Source organism: Nocardia sp. CS682 (genome assembly GCF_004634405.1).
GTDB lineage: Bacteria > Actinomycetota > Actinomycetes > Mycobacteriales > Mycobacteriaceae > Nocardia > Nocardia ninae.
In genome coordinates this window covers 5,282,616-5,301,748 of the sequence record NZ_CP029710.1, presented here as the reverse complement: position 1 = coordinate 5,301,748, position 19,133 = coordinate 5,282,616, and the positions used below count along the sequence as shown (strand labels likewise).

Sequence of the window (19,133 nt, the reverse complement as noted above, 5' to 3'; positions counted from 1 at the left end):
CCGGATCAGCTGGTGCGGACTTTCAAGCCGGGATGGTCGCGCAGCACCGTGCTCAGCGGCTGACCGAGCAGCACCGGGAGATGACCGCAGGTGCCGTCGAACAGGGTGGCGGTGGTGACGATGGAGCTGGTGATGCCGACCGCCTTGGTACCCGCCATGATCGGTCCGCCGCTGTCACCCTGATGACCACACAGGGTCGTGATGAACATGTCCTCGAACTGGACCGGGTCACTGTGGCCCGGCACGCCTTTCAGCCGGGCGACCTGACCGGACGCGAGCACCACACCGCAGGAGTAGCCGGACCGGAATCCGGCCTTGCACACCACGGCGCCGTCGATCGGATCCGCCGTGCCGTCGATGGGCACGACCCCGCTCTCGCGCATCGACGAGTCCGGCACCTGGCTGGTGTTGCTGCCGGTATCCAGCGTGGGCGGCACCACCGACTGGGTCGGCGGCGAGAGCTCGCCCGCCGAGACCAGGTTGTTCCGGAACCGAGGCGCGGCCGCCTCGTTGATCCGCAGGATCCCGTAGTCGTACGGGCTGAAGCTGGACACGTCGAAGTAGCCGAGTTCGGTACCCAGCTTCGGCTTCTCGCCGGGCACATACTCCTTGTCCGACGTGCCACGCACGGTGAAGACGCGCTGGGGTTCGCGCTTGCGCTTCGCCTGCACGACAAGGTTGTTGGGATCGCAGTGGCCCGCGGTGATGTTGACCGCGCGACCTTTCGCGTCGGTGGCGTGGAAGCCGAACGAGCACCGATGGACCTCGCCGTCGACCTCGAAGGCGTAGGACTGGCCGCCGACGATGGTGCCGTCTGGTCCCTCGGCCGCGATGGGCCGCACCTCGTCCACGGTGTTGTTCGGCCAGGCCTCCGGCATCGTCGCGGCGATCGTTCGCACCGGGCCCGCCTCGACGGGTAGCTGCGTGTCCTTGGCGACCCGCACCGCGAAACTGTTGTCCGCCATGTCGATTCCGTACCCGAAGATCGACTCGGCGACCGCGCCGGTCTGCGCGGCCAGCCAGCGTTCGAACGCGGCGCGCCGCTCCCGCAGGGTCGCCTCGCTGGCGGACACCGTTTCCACGGTGAATCCCGCCGCCTCGGCGGCCGCCCGTGCGTGCCGGGAACTCACCCCGTCGGTGAGCGAGACGATCGGGCGACCGCCGTCCATCCGGACGCCGGCGAAGGCGGCCGGATGGGCGATCCGGGCCGACCTGGCGTACTCGGACAATCGATTCGTCAGCGCGACCCGGCGTGCGTATTCCGCGGCGTCGATGCCGAGGTCGCGTCCCAACGCGTCGATCAGGCTCGGCGGCAAGGAGATTGCCCCGGACGGCGGGGCGGCCGAGACAGGGACGGCCGCCGATCCCGCGGCCAGGGCGACACAGCACATCAGCGCCGCCTGTCGGCAACGACGTAGTGCTGTGCCGCGACCTAGCGCCTTGTCGCGTAGACGGGGACCGAACGACATCGATGAGCCTCCTACCAGAACTGACAGTGGGTGTCGCCCGATGCTATTAGTCACACCAGTCACAAAACGGACTATCCGGTCCAGTCGCGTGTCATTGCCGTTTCACTATGCGTGCGCGCGGAGCGCGGTGCGCAGCGACACCCGGCTGCCGGTGAGCAGGACGGCGTTGCCGTAGATCCGGCCTGCCAACCGAGCCACCAGCGCGATGGTCAGCACCATAGCCACCAGCGCGCCGGTCATCTGCCAGCCGGGGACGTCGTAGGCCGCCCGCATGGGCATCACCACCGGCGACAGCAGCGGGATCATCGACAGCACGGTCGCGGAGGTCCCGTGCGGATCCGCGGGCACGATGGACTGCCCGATCAGATACGCCGCGATCAACACCACCGACACCGGAACCGCCACCGAGGCGAGATCCTCCTGCCGCGACACCAGCGACGCGGCCGCCGCGACGACGAGGGCATAGAGGAAGTAGCCGAGCAGGTACCACACCACCGCCCAGCCGACCACGCTGCCGACCATCGCCGTCGAAAGCTCCAGTACCCCGGTGGCGAAGGCGGTGGCCATCCCGACCGCGGCGATCAACGCCACCTGGATGATCGTCACGATGCCGATGCCGATCACCTTGCCCGCCAACAGCTCCCACGGGCGGATCGTCGCAAGGAGCAGTTCGACAATGCGATTGGCCTTCTCCTCGACGACTCCCTGCCCGGTCAGCTGAATACTGATCAGCAGCATCACGTAGGTGAGCACACCGATCACCGCCGCCATGCCGATGCGCGCGCCACGATGATCGTCGGCCGGTTGCAGCGGCTGCACGGCGATCTTCGCCGCGGCGATCGCGCTCTCGACGGTGGCCGGATCCCCGCCGAGCCAACTGATTTCCTGATGCAGCGCGGCCTGCCTGGCCACCAGACCGAACGCCGTGCGCAGCCCGTCCGGCAGCGTCGATTTCACCACTACCTGCAGTTGCCCGTCCCCGGCGCCGACCAGCAAGGCCGCGAGATCGTCCGCACGGATCTGCTCTTCACCGGCGGTCCGGTCGACCACGGTGGTCTCGATCGACTGCCCGGCCGCCGCGCCCGCGGCGACCAGCAACGGCTGGAACTGCGCCGTATCCGCCGTCAGGCCAACCTTTTCCACGGCGGCGGTGGTGCCCCGATCGATGAAGTGGAACAGCAGCACCGTGCCCGCGACGGCGAGCACGAGGATGGCGGTGATCGCGACGAAGGCTTTCGAGCGCACCCGCACGTTGATCTCGCGGCCCGCGACGATGCGAATCGCCTGTGTCGGAGAAAGCTTCGGGTCATTCATCTGCTCACTCATGCCGCCACCTCAGCCGAGTCGACCGTCGCATCCCGGAACAAATCGGTCAAAGTGGGCTGCACCCGGCCGAATTCGCGCACCGGCCCGGCGGCCAGCGCGGTGGTCAGCACCAGATGGTCGTCCACGTGGTCCTCCAGGCGCAGGATCCATCGGGACGCTTCGCGCCCGCTCACCGACACCCCAGGCATTCGGGTGATCCAGTCGTCGTCCAGACCCGGCGCATCGATCGCGACCAACGCCGGTGCGCGACCGCGCAATTCATCAACCGTCCCACAGGCCACCATGGTCCCGTTCCGGACGATTCCGACACGGTCACACAGTCGCTCGACCAGATCGAGCTGGTGCGAGGAGAACAGCACCGGGCTGCCCTTCTCCGCGCTGCGTTCGCGCAAGACGGAGCTCATCACCTCGACCGCAACGGGATCCAGCCCGGAGAACGGCTCGTCCAGCACCAGAACATCGGGATTGTGCACCAGCGCGGTCGCCAACTGCACCCGCTGCTGATTGCCGAGACTGAGCTTCAACACGTCGTCCTCGGCGCGCTGCTCGATCCCGAGGCGCAACATCCACAGCTGCGCGGCGGTGGACGCCTCGAAATCCGAAAGCCCGTGCAGCCGAGCAAAGTACTGCAACTGCGCGCCCACCTTCATCCGCGGATACAGCCCGCGCTCCTCCGGCATGTAGCCGATGCGCCGCCGCGTCGCCAGATCCACCGGCCTGCCGTTCCATCGGACTTCACCGGCGTCGGCGGCCATCACGCCCATGATGATCCGCATCGTGGTCGTCTTGCCCGCACCATTGGATCCGACGAACCCGAACAACTCACCGGGCCGCACGTCGAACGTCATGTCGGACAACGCGACAACGTCTCCGTAGCGCTTGACCAAGCTCGAAATTTCCAACACGTAGAATTCGCACCTTCCACTCGTCGCACGATCGACTTCGCGTCCACGAGGCGGCTCGATTCGCCGCACCGTTCCGCAGGCGGACGCCGCTAGCGGCACGGCGCCACCATGCCAGGAAACAACCTGCCCCGCCGCATAACACACCGAATAGGCCGGTTTTCTCGTGACGGCACAGCACATCCGCTTATACCGCACGCTCTTCCGATTAATTATGACCACGCCCGGTCGGTCCATGGATACGACAATCGGCCGTTTCCCCGATCTACCATTCTTTCGTCACGGTGACGCCTTCGGTTCGCGCATGGCGCAAGAACTTTCGGGCGCGATGCGCGCGTTGCCCGCTCGTACCACCGACTTTGTTGAGTACCATCACCGCCGGGTCACCGACCCGACAGTCAGATGAACTCTACGAAGGGTGACTACATGACGATGCGCAAAGCCCGATACACGATCGCCGCACTTGCCTTCAGCGGATTCTCCGCCGCCACTGCATTGTTCGGATCAGGAGCGGCGTCCGCCGATCTGGCCACCGACTTGGCGCCCCTGATGACGACGAAATGCTCGTTCAGCCAGTTCGATGCGGCTATGCGCGACATGGAACCCGCTGTCGCGGCCAAGTTCGATGCGGACCCGATCCAGAAGGCCGTTCTGCAAACCACACTCTCGCAGCCGGTTTCCCAGCGCCAAGCGGCATTCGAGATGTTCAACAAGAGCTTCGGCCAGATGACGGCAATGCACGCGAACAACACCACGACAACCGATGCGAGCGCCGATGCCAACGCCGACGCGCGTGCGGCAATCCGCAAAGTCACGGCCTCCTGCGACCGGTACTGAGGCATAGCGCCGACAGCTGACCCCGGGTCGGATCGACGACCACTTCCGCAGACCGAACGCCGCTCGAGCGCGAATATTTCAGACCTTTTGTTCGGATTATTCATTCGGACACACAGCGCGAAAAAAGCTGCTATAGGCCATTGGTCCAGGTAGATAGGTCGGCGCGAACTTTCCGACACGCCGGGGCAGTTCAGCATTAACAACGCCACACTTGGCATGATCTCTTCTGCTACACCCCAATAAACCGTCCAACGAAGGAGTAACTCGTGCTGTTGTCTGTTACCGTCCCGCTCGGTCTCGGTGTCGCTGCTGCTCTCGGCCTGGTTGTGGCCGCTCTCGGGCTGCTCTGAGCAAAAGCAGCTAATTGAGAAGGCGGGGCCGGGTGCTTCCAGAGGGAAGCCTCGGTCCTGCTCCCAATTTTCGAGATCTGTTCGAGTCGGAACCAGAATCTCGCGCGTCAGACCCACACTCATCTGCCAATGAAGGAGTTACTCATGCTGTTGTCTGTTACCGTCCCGCTGGGCCTCGGTGTCGCTGCTGCTGTCGGCCTGGTGGTCGCCGCTCTGGGCTTGATCTGAGAATCTCGGCCTATCGAGCACAGTGGATCCAGAAAAGCTAGATCCACTTTAATTCCCGAGTCTTAAGGAGTTACTCATGCTGTTGTCTGTTACCGTCCCGCTCGGCCTCGGTGTCGCTGCTGCCGTCGGCCTGGTGGTCGCCGCTCTGGGCTTGATCTGAGAATCTCGGCCTATCGAGCACAGTGGATCCAGAAAAGCTAGATCCACTCTAATTCCCGAGCCTTGTCGAACCGCATCGAGAATCACTGGGTCGACCGCTCACCTGAACCGAGAAGGAGCACACTCATGCTGCTGTCCGTGACCGTTCCCCTGGGCCTGGGCCTCGCCGGCGTCGTCGCGATCGCCGTGTCTGCGCTGGGCCTGCTCTAAACCATCTCTGAGCTAAACCTAAATGCGGGGCCGAGCGACTGCAGACGCTCGGCCCCGCATTTTGTTGTTTCCAGGTGCCCCGCTGCTACCTCATGCGGGAGACATGCGCAGTACACCGGCCCACGGCCGCCCGCCGGTATTGCGCGGGTCCGATTCCAGCAGTGAAGAAAGCAGACGCATCTTCAGCGGAAGACGACCGGCCCGACGCGCGTGGGTGTACACCGATTCCAGATCCGTTGCGTTCCAGCCGCGTTCTTCCAGGTAGGCGATCGGATCGTCGGAGGCGAATCGGAACGGCGCGTTCTCGAACATGGTTCCGTACGACTTCTCCATGCCGTTCTGCATCGTCGTATTCATGACGTCCACGATCCACCACTGGATGTTCGCGGCGCGCAGCGCGCTCGCCAGCTCGCTCACCTGCTCGTCCTCCAGGTACTGGATGAGACCCTCGGTGATGACCAGGGTCTTGGCCGGGTCCACCACCGCGGACTGCAGGAACGAACGCAGGGTCGCCGCATCCGAAAGGTCCACCTGATGCCGTTCCAACCGGCACTTGGGGGTTTCGTCGGCCAGCAATTGCGTCTTCTCGGTGACCAGTCGGGGCAGATCGGCTTCGATCCAGGTCAGTTCGGCGGGCAGGTCGAGGCGGTACGGGCGCGTGTCGAGGCCCGCCGCGAGATTCAGCACCCTGGTGCAGCCATGTGCCAGCGAATCCTGAATCAGGTCATCGATAATTTTGGTCCGCACGACGACGCCCAGCCCGCTGCGCACTTTCTTCGGCGCCGCCTGGATGATCTCGTAGCCACTGGTTCCTGCCATGCGATCGGCGAATGGATCACAGATTAGTGCGTCTTTTCGGGAAGATTCAATGGCCCGATATGCAGCTGCCCATCGCGCCGTGTCCGAAACATCGTTGATCAGGGTCTCTGTAGATACCATGCAGGCAGGATATACGGCCGATACCGCCGGTCCACGAGCTGCGCGGCGTGTCCTACCGGGCGAATAGCGGCGAGTTGTAGCTCCCCTTCGAAGTACGACGAGCCGCACATTTCGGGCAGGCCGATCGACAAATAGCAGCGGTACTGCCGGTTGAATACCGAACGGGGCCGCGGGCTATCGGATGACAGCCCTCGGCCCCGCTGTGAACTTCCTCGAATTCAACTCACTCTAGCGTCGGTACTACGACAGACCCATCCCGCGGGACAGGAACGGCCAGGAGTGCTTGAACTCGTCCTGCCAGTAACCCCACGAATGCGTACCCGAGGCGTAGCGGAAGGTCGCCGGAATTCCGAGCGACTCCAGCCGCTGCTGCATATTGCGCGTACAGAAGTTGGTGACGGCCTCGATCGCGCCGCCGACCGCGATCTGATTGATCAGCGTCTCGACGCCGAGCTGATTGTCGTCCCCATCGATTTGGGTCCGGCCGCCACCGAGCTGTTCGGCCCGCCCGTCGACCGTGTCATATTTGCCCGGGCTGCCGTCGCCCGACGACAGGTACAGATCGAGTCCGCGCAACTTCTCGGCGTTGATGTAAGCATCGTTTTCCAGCCATTCGGGCGAGCCGGGCGGGCCCCACATGTTCTCCACATCGCCGCCGCCCATGCCGACCACGGATTTGACAAAAGCCGTGCCGAGTTTGTCGCTGGTCTGCGCGCAGCCACTGTAGGCGGCGACCGCTTTGTAGAGACCGGGCTTCGCCATGGGCATCGTGAGCACGGTGGTGCCCGCGGTGGAGATTCCCGCGATGGCATTGACACCATTGGTGCCCAGCGCCGCGTCGATCAGCGGCGGCAGCTCTTCGGTCAAATAGGTCTTCCACTTGTTGCGGCCGAGTGCCGGATCATCCTTGATCCAGTCCGCGTAATAGCTGAACGGTCCGCCCACCGGGATCACCAGGTTGGCATTCTTGTCCGCCATGAACTTCGGAATGTCGGTCTGCGCCTGCCACGAGGCCAGGCCTTCGCCGCCGTCGGCGCCGTTCAGCAGATAGAGCACCGGCCGCGGCCGCGACGTATCCGCCGGCCGGACGACATCGACCGGAAACGTCTTGTCCATCGCCGCGGAGTGCACCTGCAGCCGGATGCTGTGGTCATCGATTTTTTCGACACCGGTAATACGCGAGCCATCCGGGGATACCGCGCCGGTGGGAATCCCGGCGACACTCGGATCTGCTGAAGCCGACACCGCGCCGAATCCGGTCATAACACCGACAAGCAGTCCTGCTACTGCGGTACCGGCCACGAAGGCGCACCGGGACCGACGCCTTTCTACGCCTGGGAAAGTCGATTTCATGGGCACCAGCATCGACCATAGCGGTTGCTTATCGGAGCAACGACACACCTTCTTGTCGCACTGACCATGCATAACCGGAACCCTTCTGTTTCTACAGGTTTCGCCGATTCAGCGCGCACCCGGCTCCGCGCGTTCGGCCGACATCTCGTTTGCACACACAGGGTTGTCGCAAAGAAACTCGGCGGTGCGCAGCACATCTCGCACCACCGTGTGGAAACGCTAGTTCTGACCCGCCGTAACGGGTTGGATCCGAGCAAGAAAGGCATCGATGGCCGCGTGCATCTCCCGATTGATCTGGAGGTGTCGGCCCGTACCGACCACCATCTTATAGTCCACTCGATTCACGGAGAATCGGGCTGCCAATGCCGCGTGCAGCGGTGAGGGGACCGAGATGTCGGTCGCGTTGATCAACAACAGGATCGGCGCATCGTAACCACTGGTCGGCACACCGAGGTAATCGGCGAGCACGCCCTGAAAGTGCTTGTTGGTCAACGGCTTCGACAGCAGCTGACTGATTCCGATATCGCCGATCCCCTCGACCATCCGGTCCTGGCACAGCCGGCCGACAGTGTCGAGCACCTCCCGGCCGCGCGGGGTCAGGTAGCTGTCCAGGTTCGCATCCGGCCGCGCGGTGCGCAGTCCGGCGAGCACGCTGGAGACGAACACGGTGAGGGCTTGACCGACCTCACTGGGCAGGTCGGGGCCCCACGGCCCGGCCATCGGCAGCAGGCTCTCCGCGTCGGAGGCGGGGTCGATCGCGATCGCGCCGCGGAAGTCGAGCTCCGGGGCGTAGGTCCGGTGCAGATGCGCGGTCCCCAGCGCGGCATGCCCGCCCTGCGAACCACCGAGAACCACCCAGGTACGTGACAGCTCGGCGAAGTGCGACCTGGCCGCCTTGATCAGGCCGATGGTCGCGGTGGCCTCGGTCTTCAGCTCGAGGTACGGGTGCGGGCCGGTGTCGAACCGGCCTAGCCCGAGGTAGTCCGGCGCCACCACGGCGAATCCTTTGGCCAGGAAGCTCGCCACGAATTTGTCCTCGGCGACGCGCAACTCGGGCCAGGGACCGCGGGCCGGCTCGGACTGGGCGCCACAGCCCGGACCGAGGCCGAAGCTGCCGTGCGTGAAGGCGAGGATCGGCCAGCCGCCTGCCGGTGCCGGACCGGGCGGAACGAGTACCGCACCGCTGGCGGGTTTCGGGGTGCCGTCCGAACCGGTCATCCAGTATTCGACGATCGAGCCATTGCTGACGTTGCGCCAACCCTCGGGCTGGGGCAGCACGGAGATGACCGTTCCCGCGGTCGCCGCGTGTGCGGGTACCGAGACCACCCCGGCGGCGAAACAGACCGACACAGCGGCAGCCAGGGCCCCGCGTTGCCATGAACCGAACAACCGCATCGGACACCACTTTCCGTTTCGGCGGAGAGAACGTACGCGATGGTGCAGATCGAGATCTTGGTCCGAGTGAAACGGTAGTACGCGGCAGAAGTCGCCGGCGCTCGCCGCGCGGCGTGTCGAGCAAGGGGATCGCAACCTCGGCAGGCGAGCAGTTACCCGGCTGCCGGTAGGTGTCCGCGGCAGGCAAACTTCAGGATTGCCGCTACTTCAAATTTTGCTATGACGAGCGGCCACATTAATTCCATTCGGCACGGCCCAAAGATGGCCGCGCGCGGATGACCGCGCGTGCGCCCGAGGACGGATCAGACCGCGCGGAAATCGTCGGACGAATTCGCCCTACTCGGGGTTCGCGGAAACAAGTTCCAATAAACGCATGAGTTCGGCATAGCGCCGCGCACCCATTCGCGTCCGCAGTTCTTGCTCGGCCCGCGACTCCTCGGCCCGCACCGACGCGACCAGCTCCGCACCGAGTCGGCTCAGCCCGATCAGGATCCGCCTGCGGTCGTCCTGGGCCGCCAGCCGGAAGATCAGACCGCGCTCGGCCAGGTAGTCCGCGTGCCGGGTCGCCGAGGACGGCGCCAGCTGTGACCTGGCCGCAAGCTCGCTCATAGTGATGCCGGTCTCACTGGAGAGATTCGACAACATCGACCACTGATCGGCCGTGAGCTGCCTAGCACACAGTGCGGCGTCCAAGTGACGCAGCCAACCGCGTTCTGCGGCACGCAGCGCACCATGCAGCGTCGAATATCCGCTTACAATGGTCGTCATTGTTATTTCCTGCCTGCCATGAATTTCGCTCGAACGAGAAGAAGAGTACCGAATGTCAGCGTTCGGCGAGAGCCCAGAGGGCACTATCGAGATCCTGAACATAGTCCCCATGCAGGGACCGGGCGGGATCGTGGCACCCTCCTGCGATGCGGCGATTTCCCTTGCCGTCGACGAAATCAACCGGGGCACAGGAATTCTCGGCCGAGAAATTCGTACTACGAATATCGATGGCGGGCGGGCGCCGCACGAGGTGGCCAGCGAAGTTTCCGCACTGCTGGCGACCGGCATGGTGGACGCGATCACCGGCTGGCACACCTCCGCGGTGCGCCGGGTGGTGGCCCGTGCGACCGCCAGCCGGGTGCCCTATTTATTCGCCACCGGGCACGAGGGGCTGCCGGACGAGCTGCCCGGGGTGTTGATGCTCGGCGAGCACCCGGCGGGGCAGACGCTGCCCGCTCTGCAGTGGCTCGAGCGCGAGCACGGCGTGCGCCGCTGGGCCATCATCGGCAACGACTACATCTGGCCGCGTGAGTCCGCGAAGGCGATCCGTAACAGCCTGACCGACCCCGGCGCCATCGTGCTGGAGCGTTTCGTGCCGCTCGGTGCGCCCGACTTCGGCGACTTCCTCGGCCATCCGGCGCTGGACCGGGCCGACGGCGTGGTGATTCTGATGGTGGGCGCGGACGTGTCCCGATTCAACCGGCAGTTCGCTTCGACCGGACGCGCGGCGACCCAGTTGCGGATCAGCCCCGCCGCGGACGAGAACGTGTTGCTGGCGGGCGGTCCGGGCGCCAACCAGAACTTCTATGCCGCGTCCAGTTTCTTCATCGATGAGCGCACCGCGGACGGGCGGGAGCGGGTCGGCCGCTACCGCAAATTGCACGGTGAGTTCGCGCCGGCGCTCACCAGTTTCAGCAATATGACCTACGAGGCCATCCACACCCTGGCCGGACTCGCGCACGCGGTGGGTTCGCTGCGGGTGCCCGACGTGCTCGGCGCGATCGATCACGGTGTGCTGCTGGAAACCCCCGGCGGGCTGCGCGCTTTCCAGGGCAACCAGGCCATCCAGCACGGTTATATCGCCCGTGCGAACGGTGTCGAGTTCGATATCGTCGCCAGAATCACCTGAGCCGCATACCTTTCGAGCCCCACACACTCGCGGAGTGCGTGGGGCTCGAAAGGTATGCGGCTCTGGGTGTTACGCGGAGACCAGGGTGTCCAGCACCGAGAGGAACAGGCCGAGGCCGTCGTCGCTCGGGCCGGTCAGAGCCTCGGTCGCGTGTTCCGGGTGCGGCATCAGGCCGACGATGCGACCGTCGGCCGAGGCGATGCCCGCGATGCCGCGCTGCGAACCGTTCGGGTTGTCGCCCGCGTAGCGGAAGACCACCCGGCCCTCGCCCTCCAGCTCGTCGAGCACGGCGGGAGCGGCCTGGAAACGCCCCTCACCGGACTTCAGCGGGATCAGGATCTGCGCGCCGACCTCGTAGCGCGAAGTCCACACCGTGGCCGCCGACTCCACCCGCAACCACTCGTCTCGGCAGATGAAGTGCAGCCCCTCGTTGCGGGTCAGCGCGCCGGGCAGCAGGCCCGCTTCGCACAGCACCTGGAAGCCGTTGCAGATGCCGAGCACCGGCAGGCCGGCCTTGGCGGCGCGCACGACCTCGCCCATCACCGGCGCGAACCGGGCGATGGCGCCCGCGCGCAGGTAGTCACCGTAGGAGAAACCGCCGGGCACGACCACCGCGTCGACCTGCTTCAGGTCGGCGTCGGCGTGCCACAGGCTGACCGCCTCGGCGCCGGCCAGGCGCACCGCCCGAGCCGCGTCGACATCATCGAGCGTGCCCGGAAAAGTGATGACTCCGATGCGCGCGGTCATGACAGGCGAGTGACCTTCCACTCCTCGATCACGGTGTTGCACAGCAGCGACTCCGCGATCTGCTCGAGCTCGGCGTCACCGACATTGTCGTCGACGTCGAGTTCGAATCGCTTGCCCTGCCGTACATCCGAGATGCCCTCGAATCCCAGGCGCGGGAGCGCACCGACGATGGCCTGTCCCTGGGGGTCCAGGATCTCGGCCTTCGGCATCACCTCGACCACGACTCGTGCCACGCGTTGCTCCTCATGTGGTGGTGGGGGGTTACCTGAGCAGCGTAGTTGTGCTGGTCGACCGCGGCATCCTCGGGGTCGGTGAAAATTCGCCGGGTGCCGCGGTTGCGGTCCGGCAATAGCATGGCGGGATGCGCATAGCTCACTTCGGCCACTCCTGCCTGCTCGTCGAGCTACACGGCAAGAAGGTGCTGTTCGATCCCGGCACCTTCTCGCACGGTTTCGAGGGGCTCACCGGTCTGGACGCCATCGCGATCACCCATCAGCACCCCGACCACATCGATCCGAACCGGATCGAGGCCCTGGTCGACGCCAATCCCGGCGCCCGGTTGCTGGCCGATCCGCAGACCGCTCAGCAGCGCGGCGAGCGGTGGGAGGCGGTGCACGCGGGCAACGTGCTCACCCTCGGCGACCTGCGGATCACCGGCGGTGGCGGCAGGCACGCGGTGATCCACCCGGAGATCCCGGTCGTCGACAACACCGTGTTCCAGCTGGGCACCCCGGAGGATCCGGCACAGCTGGTGCACCCCGGCGACTCGCTGTGGGTGCCGCCGGTACCGGTCGGCGTGCTCGCGGTCCCTGCGGCCGCGCCGTGGATGAAACTCAGTGAGGCGGTGGACTATCTGCGGGCCGTCGCACCGCGCACCGCGCTGCCCATCCACTACGGCATCATCGCACCGGAGGCACAGGGTATCTACTTCGGCAGGTTGTCCGAGATGGGTCCTGCCGGTACGGAATTCACGGTGGTGGAGCCGGAAGACCAGCGCGAGTTCTAGCACTTCCGGTGCGCCACCTGCCATCTCGGCCGCCGCCGGGACGACAGGTGGCCGCCGCTGCTAGCCGGATCGATCGGCGTAGTTCAGCAGGAACAGCGCCTCGGCCAGCGCCATGTGCTCGATCTCGGACGGGTCAACGCTCTCGTTGGGCGCGTGGATCAGGCACTTCGGTTCCTCGACCCCGAGCAGCATGATCTCGGCCTCGGGGTAGGTGTCGGCGAAGACGTTGCACAGCGGAATCGAGCCACCCTGCCCCTGCGTGGTGGCGGCGCGGCCGTACGAGGCGGCCAACGCCGCCTCCATCGCCTCGCGAGCCGGACCGCCGTTCCCGGAACGGAACGGGGCGCCGATGCCGTCCAGCTCGATGGTGAGTTCGGCGTTCCACGGCGTGTTCGCCTCGAGGTGCGCGAACAGTGCCTTGCGCGCCTCTTCCGGGTCGGTGCCCGGTGGGATGCGCAGACTGAGCCGAGCACGCGCCGAGGGCTGAATGGCCGCGGTCGAACCGACCACCGGCGGGACGTCGATCCCGAGCACCGTCAAAGCCGGTCGCGCCCACAGCATGTCGGAGACGGAGCCGTCACCGATCAGCTCCACGCCGCGCAGCACACCGGCATCGGTGCGGAACTGGTCCTCTCCGTACTGCACGCCGGACCAGCGTTGATCGTTCTGCAGCCCGGCGACCGTGGTGTTGCCGTGCGCGTCGCGCAGCGAGGCGAGCAGGTGGATCAGCGCGGCGAGCGCGTCCGGGGCGGCGCCGCCGAACATGCCGGAATGCAAAGGGCCCGCCATGGTTCGGACGGTGACGACCACACTCACGCCGCCGCGCAACGTTTCGGTCAGCGTCGGCACGCCTGCGGCGAAGTTGCCGCAGTCGCCGATCAGAATCGTGTCGGCCCGCAACAGGTCCGGGTTGGCCTCGACGAACCGCTCCAGCCCGCCCGTGCCCTGCTCCTCGGAGCCCTCGGCGACCATCATGACGCCGAGCGGCAGGTCGGGCCCCAGTGCGCGCAGCGCGGTGAGGTGCATGACGATGTTGCCCTTGCAGTCGGCGGCGCCGCGGCCGTACCAGCGGCCGTTCTTCTCGGTCAGCTCCCACACCGGCGTGCGCCATGCGGCGGTGTCCAGCGGCGGTTGGACGTCGTAATGGCAGTACAGCAGTACCGTCGGCGCGCCGGGCGGCCCGGGGCGGGCGGCGATGACGGCCTTGCTGCCGTCCGGTGTCTCGTGCAACCCCACTCTGGTCAGCCCCGCGGCGGCGAACGCGTCGGCCACCCACTGCGCGGCGCGCTCACACTCCTCCGGCGGGAACTGGCGCGGATCCGCCACCGACTTGAACGAAACAAGTTGCGTCAGATCGGTTTTCGCCTGCGGCATGAGCGCGGCCACCTTGCTGCGCAGCTCGGCGGTGCGGGAATCGTCGGTCATGGCCAGCGCCTCACTTCTTCGTGTCGTCGCGTTCTTGTCGCGCACCCGGATACGGAACCGGTCCGGCAGCAGCGCCGCTTGCGCACTGTGACACGAACCGCTCAGCTCGAAGATTGAAGGTAGTCGACCGAGCAGTCCGTGTCGTCCGACTTACCGGCGCCGACAGCGGCCGCCGGGCCGACCATGTGTGAGGGTGGTGAGCGACTGCAGTTCGGTACCAGCCCGCCGACCCTCCGGAGGCCATCCGATGCCCTACAGCGCAGACTCCGACGACCTGTTCGCCCTGCCCGGCATGAGCCGCGTCGCCCCCAAGGCCGGCTTCCCGCAGCACGAACTATTCGCCGAGGTCGCCTACGAAATCGTGCACGACGAACTCATGCTCGACGGCGTCTCCCGGATGAATCTGGCGACCTTCTGCAGCACCTGGGTGGACGACCAGGCGCGCAGGCTGATGGCCGAGTCGCTGGACAAGAACATCGTCGACAAGGACGAATACCCGCAGACCGCCGAGCTCGAGCGCCGCTGCGTCCGGATGATCGCCGACCTCTGGCACTGCCCCGACCCGGCCGGCACGCACGGCACCTCCACCACCGGCTCCAGCGAGGCCGCGATGCTCGGCGGGCTCGCGGCCAAGTTCCGCTGGCGGCAGCGCGGCGGCACCGGCACACCCAATTTCGTGTGCGGACCGGTGCAGGTCTGCTGGGAGAAGTTCGCGCGCTATTTCGACGTCGAGATCCGCCGCATTCCGCTACGCGGGGATCGCCTGACCATGCATCCGGACGACGTGGCCGCCTACTGCGACGAGCGAACCATCATGGTGGTACCGACCTTCGGGCAGACCTTCACCGGGCTGTTCGAGGACGTCGCCGGGATCAGCCGCGCACTGGACCGGCTCCAAGAGGTGAGCGGACTGGACATCCCGATCCACGTGGACGCGGCCAGCGGCGGCTTCCTCGCCCCGTTCACCGCACCGGACCTGGTGTGGGACTTCCGATTGCCGCGGGTGAAATCGATCAACGCCTCCGGCCACAAGACCGGGCTCGCGCCGCTCGGTGTCGGCTGGGCGATCTGGCGTGCGGCCGCCGATCTGCCCGCCGAACTGATCTTCGACGTGGACTATCTCGGCGGCAGTGTCGGCACGTTCAATCTCAATTTCTCCCGGCCCGGTGGGCAGGAGATCGCGCAGTACTACGAGTTCATCCGGCTCGGCCGGGCCGGTTACGCCCGCGTGCAGTCCGCCATTTACCGCGCGGCCCGGCACCTGGCCGCGGGTCTGCGCGGCCTCGGGGTGTTCGAGCTGATCCACGACGGCGATCCACACCGGGGCATCACCGCCGTGGCGTGGCGGGCCAGCGATGATCCCGGGTTCAACCTGTACGACCTGTCGGATCGGTTACGCAGCAGGGGCTGGCTGATCGCCGCCTATCCGCTGCCCGCGGACCGGGAGCACGAGACGATCATGCGCGCGGTGATCCGGCACGGCTTCACCGTCGACATGGCCGATCTGCTGGTGGCCGACTTCGACCGATGCCTGAAACAGCTGGCGCGCCATCCGTTCTCGACCTCACTCACCCGGCAGGAAGCGGGTGGCTTCACCCACACCGCTACGCCCGCAGTGCCGGATGAGCAGATCGAACCCGCCTGATCGTGCCGACGCGCGACGTTGTCGGTGCGCAATCTCGCATGCCCGCGACGTCCCTGCCCGCAACATCGCTGCCTGCGATGCCGGAGCGCCGCCGCCCGCTTTACGCCATGCACGAGCGGCGGCGCCGATCGGCCCCTCGCGCGGTGCCGATCACTACGCCGCGGTGCCCGACCACACCACGCCGCACCATCTTTCAGGCCGCACGCGCGATGGCGGGCGGCTCCCAGCGGTAGACCGCGCCGGCTGCGCCATGGAACAAGGCGAGGTCGACGGCGTCGAGCATGGCCTGGCGCGGCCCGGAGCGTTGCAGCTGGGCGGCCGAAACCGCAAGGCGCAGTAGGCCGCCGCGGCGCGCGATCCGCGCGGCACCCATCACCATGGCCCGACACCACCACGGTTCGGCGCGGAAACCCTCGCCGATGCCGTACACCCGAACCTTCTGCGCCACATTGTGTTCCAGGTCCAAGATCGAGGTGAGCCCGAGCGCGACCCGGAAGCCGACCTCGGGCAGTGCCTCGATGGCGCCCGCGGAGGCGTCCCAGCGCGGCGCGGCGAACAGGCGGGTGCGCAGTTCCACCCGCTCCATCACCCGGTCCGCAGCGGTGAGCCGCAGCCGCGCCTCGTGCCGTGGCAGCGTGGCGAACTCGGCCCGGCGGCGCTTGGTCGCCGCCTGGTCGTAGCCGTGCAGCACGATCGCGTCGCCGCGCGCCCGGCGCCCGCGCAGCCACGCCTGCGTCGCGGGGTCCTCGACCAGCTTGTATTTGCCCTTCAACCGGGGCGCCACCAGCAGCGACAGTGGCACCCCTCGCTGATCCATCTCGGCGGCGAACTCGATCGCCGCGTCCCGAGTGGTGTCCCTGATTCCGGAGATCGAGACGATCAGCTCAGCGTTCATGAACCTACGGTGCCAGGGGCAGATGTACTGAACGTGCAGGCCGGATGACCGTGCGACGAACTCCCTGACACACGTTCTCTTCGATCAGGCCTACGCGTCGGCCAAACCGACCCGGTCCAGCACCCAGGCGTACTCGAAGGCGACTTCCTTCCACTTCTCGTAGCGCCCGCTCACACCGCCGTGCCCCGCACTCATCTCGGTCTTGAGCAGCAGCGGTGCGTCGCCGGTCTTGGTGGCGCGCAGCTTCGCGACCCACTTGGCCGGTTCGACGTAGAGCACCCGGGTGTCGTTGAGACTGGTGATCGCCAGGATGGCGGGGTAGTCCTTGGCCTCGACGTTCTCGTACGGGGCGTAGGACTTCATGTAGTCGTAGACATCCTTGTCCGCCAACGGGTTACCCCACTCGTCCCATTCGATGACGGTCAGCGGCAGCGACGGGTCGAGGATGGAGGTGAGCGGGTCGACGAACGGAACATTGGCCAGGATGCCGGTGAACAGCTCCGGCGCCAGGTTCGCCACCGCGCCCATCAGCAGCCCGCCCGCACTACCACCGTCGGCGATCATCCGGTCCGCCGCGGTGACGCCGGTGTCGATCAAATGCCGTGCGCACGCGACGAAGTCGGTGAAGGTGTTCTTCTTGGTGAGGGTCTTGCCATGCTCGTACCAGAGCCGGCCCATCTCGCCGCCGCCGCGCACGTGCGCGACCGCGAACACCATGCCACGATCCAGCAGCGACAAGCGCGAGACGGAGAACGACGGATCCATGCTCGCCTCGTAGGAGCCGTATCCGTAGAGCAGCAAGGGCTTCGGTGCATCCACCGGCAGGCCCTTCTTCCACACCAGCGAGATCGGGACCCGAGTGCCGTCCTCGGCGACCGCCCAATCCCGGTGCTGCTCATAGTCGTTCGCGTCGTAACCGCCCAGCACTGGCTGCTCCTTGCGCAGCAGCAGATCGCCGGTGGCCGGAACGTAGTCGAACACCTGCACCGGCGTGATGAACGAGGTCAGCCCGATGCGCAAGGTCGGCTGCGCCCACTCCGGGTTCGCGCCGGCACCTACCGCGAACAGTTCCAGGTCGAATTCGAGCTCACGCCGCTCGCCGTACCCGCTCTCGGTCAACGGCCAGACCGCGACCCGGGTCAGCGCCTCGCGCCGATAGCTGAGCACCAGGTGATCGGCGTAGGCGTCGATATCCTCGAGCCGCACGTCGTCGCGGTGCTCGATCAGCAGCCGCAGGTTCGCCGGGTCGGCGACCGGGGCGTCGGCGAGCACGAAGTTCTCCGCCTTCACCCCGTCGACCACGTCGTTGTGCAGGATCAGGAAGCGGTCCTCACCGCCGACCACCGCATGCTCGGCGGAGTACTCGACACCCTCGCGGCGCGGCAGGATGACCCGAAATTCGCCCTCGGGGTCATCGGATTCGAGCACCCAGCCCTCGGTGGTGATCTTGGAGCCGACCCAGATCATCAGGTACTTCTCCGAGCGGGTCGAGGTGATGCTCACCCAGTAGCGCTCGTCGGGCTCGTGGAACACCTTCACGTCGGCGGCGGTCGGGCTGCCGAGGCGGTGCCGCCACACGGTGTCGGGGCGCCAGGACTCGTCGACGGTTTGGTAGAAGACGTGCGTGCCGTCCAGCGACCAGGTCGCGCCGGGCGCCGTCTCGGCGATCGCGTCGGGCAACATCTCGCCGGTGCGCAGGTCCTTGAAGCGCAGCACGTAGCGCTCGTCGCCGACGGTGTCCACCGAGTAGGCCAGCAGATTGCCGTCGTGGCTGAGCGAGAACGCGCCGAGTGCGAAGAAGTCGTGGCCCTCGGCGACCACATTGCTGTCCAGCAGCACCTCTTCGCCGGGCACCTCGGTGCCCGCCTCCAGTTGCGGCGGCGTCCAGGCGTCGATGCCCTCGGCGTCGGCCGCGATCGGGCACCGGCAGTGCACGCCGTACTGCTTGCCCTCGAAGCTGCGCGAGTAGTACCAGTAGTCGCCCATCCTGGTCGGCACGGACAGGTCCGTCTCCTGGGTGCGCCCCTTGATCTCGTCGAAGATCGAGTCACGCAACTGGGCCAGGTGCGCGGTCTGCGCCTCGGTGTAGGCGTTCTCCGCCTCGAGGTGCGCGATGACCTCCGGGTTCTCCTTGTCTCGCAGCCACTCGTACTCGTCGATGAACACATCGCCGTGATGCACGCGTTCGGTGGGCACCGTCTTGGCGATCGGCGGCGCCGCCCCGTCGAGGTCTGAGATCGTTCCGGTACCGCTGTCGAGAGCCATGCGCTCCACCGTAGCGGCGCGTCCACCGCCCGTCCCGCCAGGACCCGGCAACACCGCTGCTCGAGCCGGTCGCGGCGGTGTCCTA

17 protein-coding genes are annotated in these 19,133 nt (G+C 66.5%); 4 read left to right on the top strand and 13 right to left on the bottom strand.

What is annotated here, in order from left to right; translation table 11 throughout:
- Nucleotides 1-5 precede the first annotated feature (5 nt).
- From DMB37_RS23990 to DMB37_RS40640, 4 genes are all read right to left on the bottom strand, one after another.
- Nucleotides 6-1,469, bottom strand: a complete 1,464-nt coding sequence (locus DMB37_RS23990) for a S1 family peptidase (protein WP_135234617.1) — start codon at nucleotides 1,467-1,469, stop codon at nucleotides 6-8.
- Between the two features lie 105 nt (nucleotides 1,470-1,574).
- On the bottom strand, nucleotides 1,575-2,795 hold the full coding sequence (locus DMB37_RS23985; protein ID WP_135234616.1) for an ABC transporter permease: 1,221 nt from the start codon (nucleotides 2,793-2,795) through the stop codon (nucleotides 1,575-1,577).
- Nucleotides 2,792-3,643 carry an ABC transporter ATP-binding protein gene (locus DMB37_RS23980; RefSeq protein ID WP_206055371.1) on the bottom strand — a complete coding sequence of 284 codons (852 nt, stop codon included), beginning with the start codon at nucleotides 3,641-3,643 and terminating at the stop codon, nucleotides 2,792-2,794. Before DMB37_RS23980 ends, DMB37_RS23985 begins: the two co-directional genes overlap by 4 nt.
- Nucleotides 3,644-4,119: 476 nt before the next feature.
- Nucleotides 4,120-4,296, bottom strand: a complete 177-nt coding sequence (locus tag DMB37_RS40640; protein WP_167768916.1) for a hypothetical protein — start codon at nucleotides 4,294-4,296, stop codon at nucleotides 4,120-4,122.
- Here DMB37_RS40640 and DMB37_RS40635 point away from each other — a divergent pair.
- On the top strand, nucleotides 4,286-4,534 hold the full coding sequence (locus DMB37_RS40635) for a hypothetical protein (protein WP_167768915.1): 249 nt from the start codon (nucleotides 4,286-4,288) through the stop codon (nucleotides 4,532-4,534). The genes DMB37_RS40640 and DMB37_RS40635 overlap by 11 nt on opposite strands.
- A gap of 1,037 nt (nucleotides 4,535-5,571) precedes the next feature.
- On the opposite strand, the gene DMB37_RS23970 is transcribed toward DMB37_RS40635, so the two are convergent.
- From DMB37_RS23970 to DMB37_RS23955, 4 genes are all read right to left on the bottom strand, one after another.
- A complete protein-coding gene (locus tag DMB37_RS23970) occupies nucleotides 5,572-6,420 on the bottom strand; it encodes an SAM-dependent methyltransferase (protein WP_135234613.1) in 849 nt (282 codons plus the stop codon).
- A gap of 240 nt (nucleotides 6,421-6,660) precedes the next feature.
- Nucleotides 6,661-7,683, bottom strand: a complete 1,023-nt coding sequence (locus DMB37_RS23965; RefSeq protein ID WP_135234612.1) for an alpha/beta hydrolase family protein — start codon at nucleotides 7,681-7,683, stop codon at nucleotides 6,661-6,663.
- A gap of 309 nt (nucleotides 7,684-7,992) precedes the next feature.
- The gene (locus DMB37_RS23960; RefSeq protein ID WP_135234611.1) at nucleotides 7,993-9,168 is read right to left on the bottom strand and encodes an alpha/beta fold hydrolase; all 1,176 of its coding nucleotides are present in this window, start codon (nucleotides 9,166-9,168) and stop codon (nucleotides 7,993-7,995) included.
- A 336-nt stretch (nucleotides 9,169-9,504) separates the two neighbouring features.
- Nucleotides 9,505-9,936 (bottom strand): MarR family winged helix-turn-helix transcriptional regulator, encoded by a 432-nt coding sequence (locus DMB37_RS23955; protein ID WP_107653959.1) that lies wholly within the window; start codon nucleotides 9,934-9,936, stop codon nucleotides 9,505-9,507.
- A 52-nt stretch (nucleotides 9,937-9,988) separates the two neighbouring features.
- On the opposite strand from DMB37_RS23955, the gene DMB37_RS23950 reads away from it, so the two are divergent.
- The gene (locus DMB37_RS23950; protein WP_107653958.1) at nucleotides 9,989-11,065 is read left to right on the top strand and encodes a substrate-binding domain-containing protein; all 1,077 of its coding nucleotides are present in this window, start codon (nucleotides 9,989-9,991) and stop codon (nucleotides 11,063-11,065) included.
- A gap of 69 nt (nucleotides 11,066-11,134) precedes the next feature.
- Here the strand turns inward: DMB37_RS23950 and purQ are convergent, their stop codons facing one another.
- On the bottom strand, nucleotides 11,135-11,812 hold the full coding sequence (gene purQ, locus DMB37_RS23945) for a phosphoribosylformylglycinamidine synthase subunit PurQ (protein ID WP_135234610.1): 678 nt from the start codon (nucleotides 11,810-11,812) through the stop codon (nucleotides 11,135-11,137).
- Nucleotides 11,809-12,045 (bottom strand): phosphoribosylformylglycinamidine synthase subunit PurS, encoded by a 237-nt coding sequence (gene purS / locus DMB37_RS23940; protein WP_135234609.1) that lies wholly within the window; start codon nucleotides 12,043-12,045, stop codon nucleotides 11,809-11,811. The genes purQ and purS overlap by 4 nt, the downstream gene beginning before the upstream one ends.
- A 128-nt stretch (nucleotides 12,046-12,173) precedes the next feature.
- Here purS and DMB37_RS23935 point away from each other — a divergent pair, with 128 nt between their 5' ends.
- Nucleotides 12,174-12,818 carry an MBL fold metallo-hydrolase gene (locus DMB37_RS23935; RefSeq protein WP_135234608.1) on the top strand — a complete coding sequence of 215 codons (645 nt, stop codon included), beginning with the start codon at nucleotides 12,174-12,176 and terminating at the stop codon, nucleotides 12,816-12,818.
- 60 nt (nucleotides 12,819-12,878) lie between these two features.
- Here the strand turns inward: DMB37_RS23935 and DMB37_RS23930 are convergent, their stop codons facing one another.
- On the bottom strand, nucleotides 12,879-14,243 hold the full coding sequence (locus DMB37_RS23930; protein WP_135234607.1) for a dipeptidase: 1,365 nt from the start codon (nucleotides 14,241-14,243) through the stop codon (nucleotides 12,879-12,881).
- Nucleotides 14,244-14,490: 247 nt separating this feature from the next.
- Here DMB37_RS23930 and DMB37_RS23925 point away from each other — a divergent pair, with 247 nt between their 5' ends.
- A complete protein-coding gene (locus tag DMB37_RS23925; RefSeq protein ID WP_135234606.1) occupies nucleotides 14,491-15,888 on the top strand; it encodes a glutamate decarboxylase in 1,398 nt (465 codons plus the stop codon).
- Between the two features lie 193 nt (nucleotides 15,889-16,081).
- Here DMB37_RS23925 and DMB37_RS23920 read toward each other — a convergent pair whose 3' ends face one another.
- On the bottom strand, nucleotides 16,082-16,783 hold the full coding sequence (locus DMB37_RS23920) for a DUF2334 domain-containing protein (RefSeq protein ID WP_135234605.1): 702 nt from the start codon (nucleotides 16,781-16,783) through the stop codon (nucleotides 16,082-16,084).
- A 90-nt stretch (nucleotides 16,784-16,873) separates the two neighbouring features.
- A complete protein-coding gene (locus DMB37_RS23915; RefSeq protein ID WP_135234604.1) occupies nucleotides 16,874-19,048 on the bottom strand; it encodes a S9 family peptidase in 2,175 nt (724 codons plus the stop codon).
- Between the last annotated feature and the right edge of the window lie 85 nt (nucleotides 19,049-19,133).

What these genes read in the sequence shown, in the direction of transcription:
- DMB37_RS23990 (WP_135234617.1), bottom strand. Translation starts at nt 1,469, where the DNA reads ATGTCGTTCGGTCCCCGTCTACGCGACAAGGCGCTAGGTCGCGGCACA.
- DMB37_RS23985 (WP_135234616.1), bottom strand. Translation starts at nt 2,795, where the DNA reads ATGAGTGAGCAGATGAATGACCCGAAGCTTTCTCCGACACAGGCGATT.
- DMB37_RS23980 (WP_206055371.1), bottom strand. Translation starts at nt 3,643, where the DNA reads ATGACGTTCGACGTGCGGCCCGGTGAGTTGTTCGGGTTCGTCGGATCC.
- DMB37_RS40635 (WP_167768915.1), top strand. Translation starts at nt 4,286, where the DNA reads ATGCGCGACATGGAACCCGCTGTCGCGGCCAAGTTCGATGCGGACCCG.
- DMB37_RS40640 (WP_167768916.1), bottom strand. Translation starts at nt 4,296, where the DNA reads ATGTCGCGCATAGCCGCATCGAACTGGCTGAACGAGCATTTCGTCGTC.
- DMB37_RS23970 (WP_135234613.1), bottom strand. Translation starts at nt 6,420, where the DNA reads ATGGTATCTACAGAGACCCTGATCAACGATGTTTCGGACACGGCGCGA.
- DMB37_RS23965 (WP_135234612.1), bottom strand. Translation starts at nt 7,683, where the DNA reads ATGACCGGATTCGGCGCGGTGTCGGCTTCAGCAGATCCGAGTGTCGCC.
- DMB37_RS23960 (WP_135234611.1), bottom strand. Translation starts at nt 9,168, where the DNA reads ATGCGGTTGTTCGGTTCATGGCAACGCGGGGCCCTGGCTGCCGCTGTG.
- DMB37_RS23955 (WP_107653959.1), bottom strand. Translation starts at nt 9,936, where the DNA reads ATGACGACCATTGTAAGCGGATATTCGACGCTGCATGGTGCGCTGCGT.
- DMB37_RS23950 (WP_107653958.1), top strand. Translation starts at nt 9,989, where the DNA reads ATGTCAGCGTTCGGCGAGAGCCCAGAGGGCACTATCGAGATCCTGAAC.
- purQ (WP_135234610.1), bottom strand. Translation starts at nt 11,812, where the DNA reads ATGACCGCGCGCATCGGAGTCATCACTTTTCCGGGCACGCTCGATGAT.
- DMB37_RS23935 (WP_135234608.1), top strand. Translation starts at nt 12,174, where the DNA reads ATGCGCATAGCTCACTTCGGCCACTCCTGCCTGCTCGTCGAGCTACAC.
- DMB37_RS23930 (WP_135234607.1), bottom strand. Translation starts at nt 14,243, where the DNA reads ATGACCGACGATTCCCGCACCGCCGAGCTGCGCAGCAAGGTGGCCGCG.
- DMB37_RS23925 (WP_135234606.1), top strand. Translation starts at nt 14,491, where the DNA reads ATGCCCTACAGCGCAGACTCCGACGACCTGTTCGCCCTGCCCGGCATG.
- DMB37_RS23920 (WP_135234605.1), bottom strand. Translation starts at nt 16,783, where the DNA reads ATGAACGCTGAGCTGATCGTCTCGATCTCCGGAATCAGGGACACCACT.
- DMB37_RS23915 (WP_135234604.1), bottom strand. Translation starts at nt 19,048, where the DNA reads ATGGCTCTCGACAGCGGTACCGGAACGATCTCAGACCTCGACGGGGCG.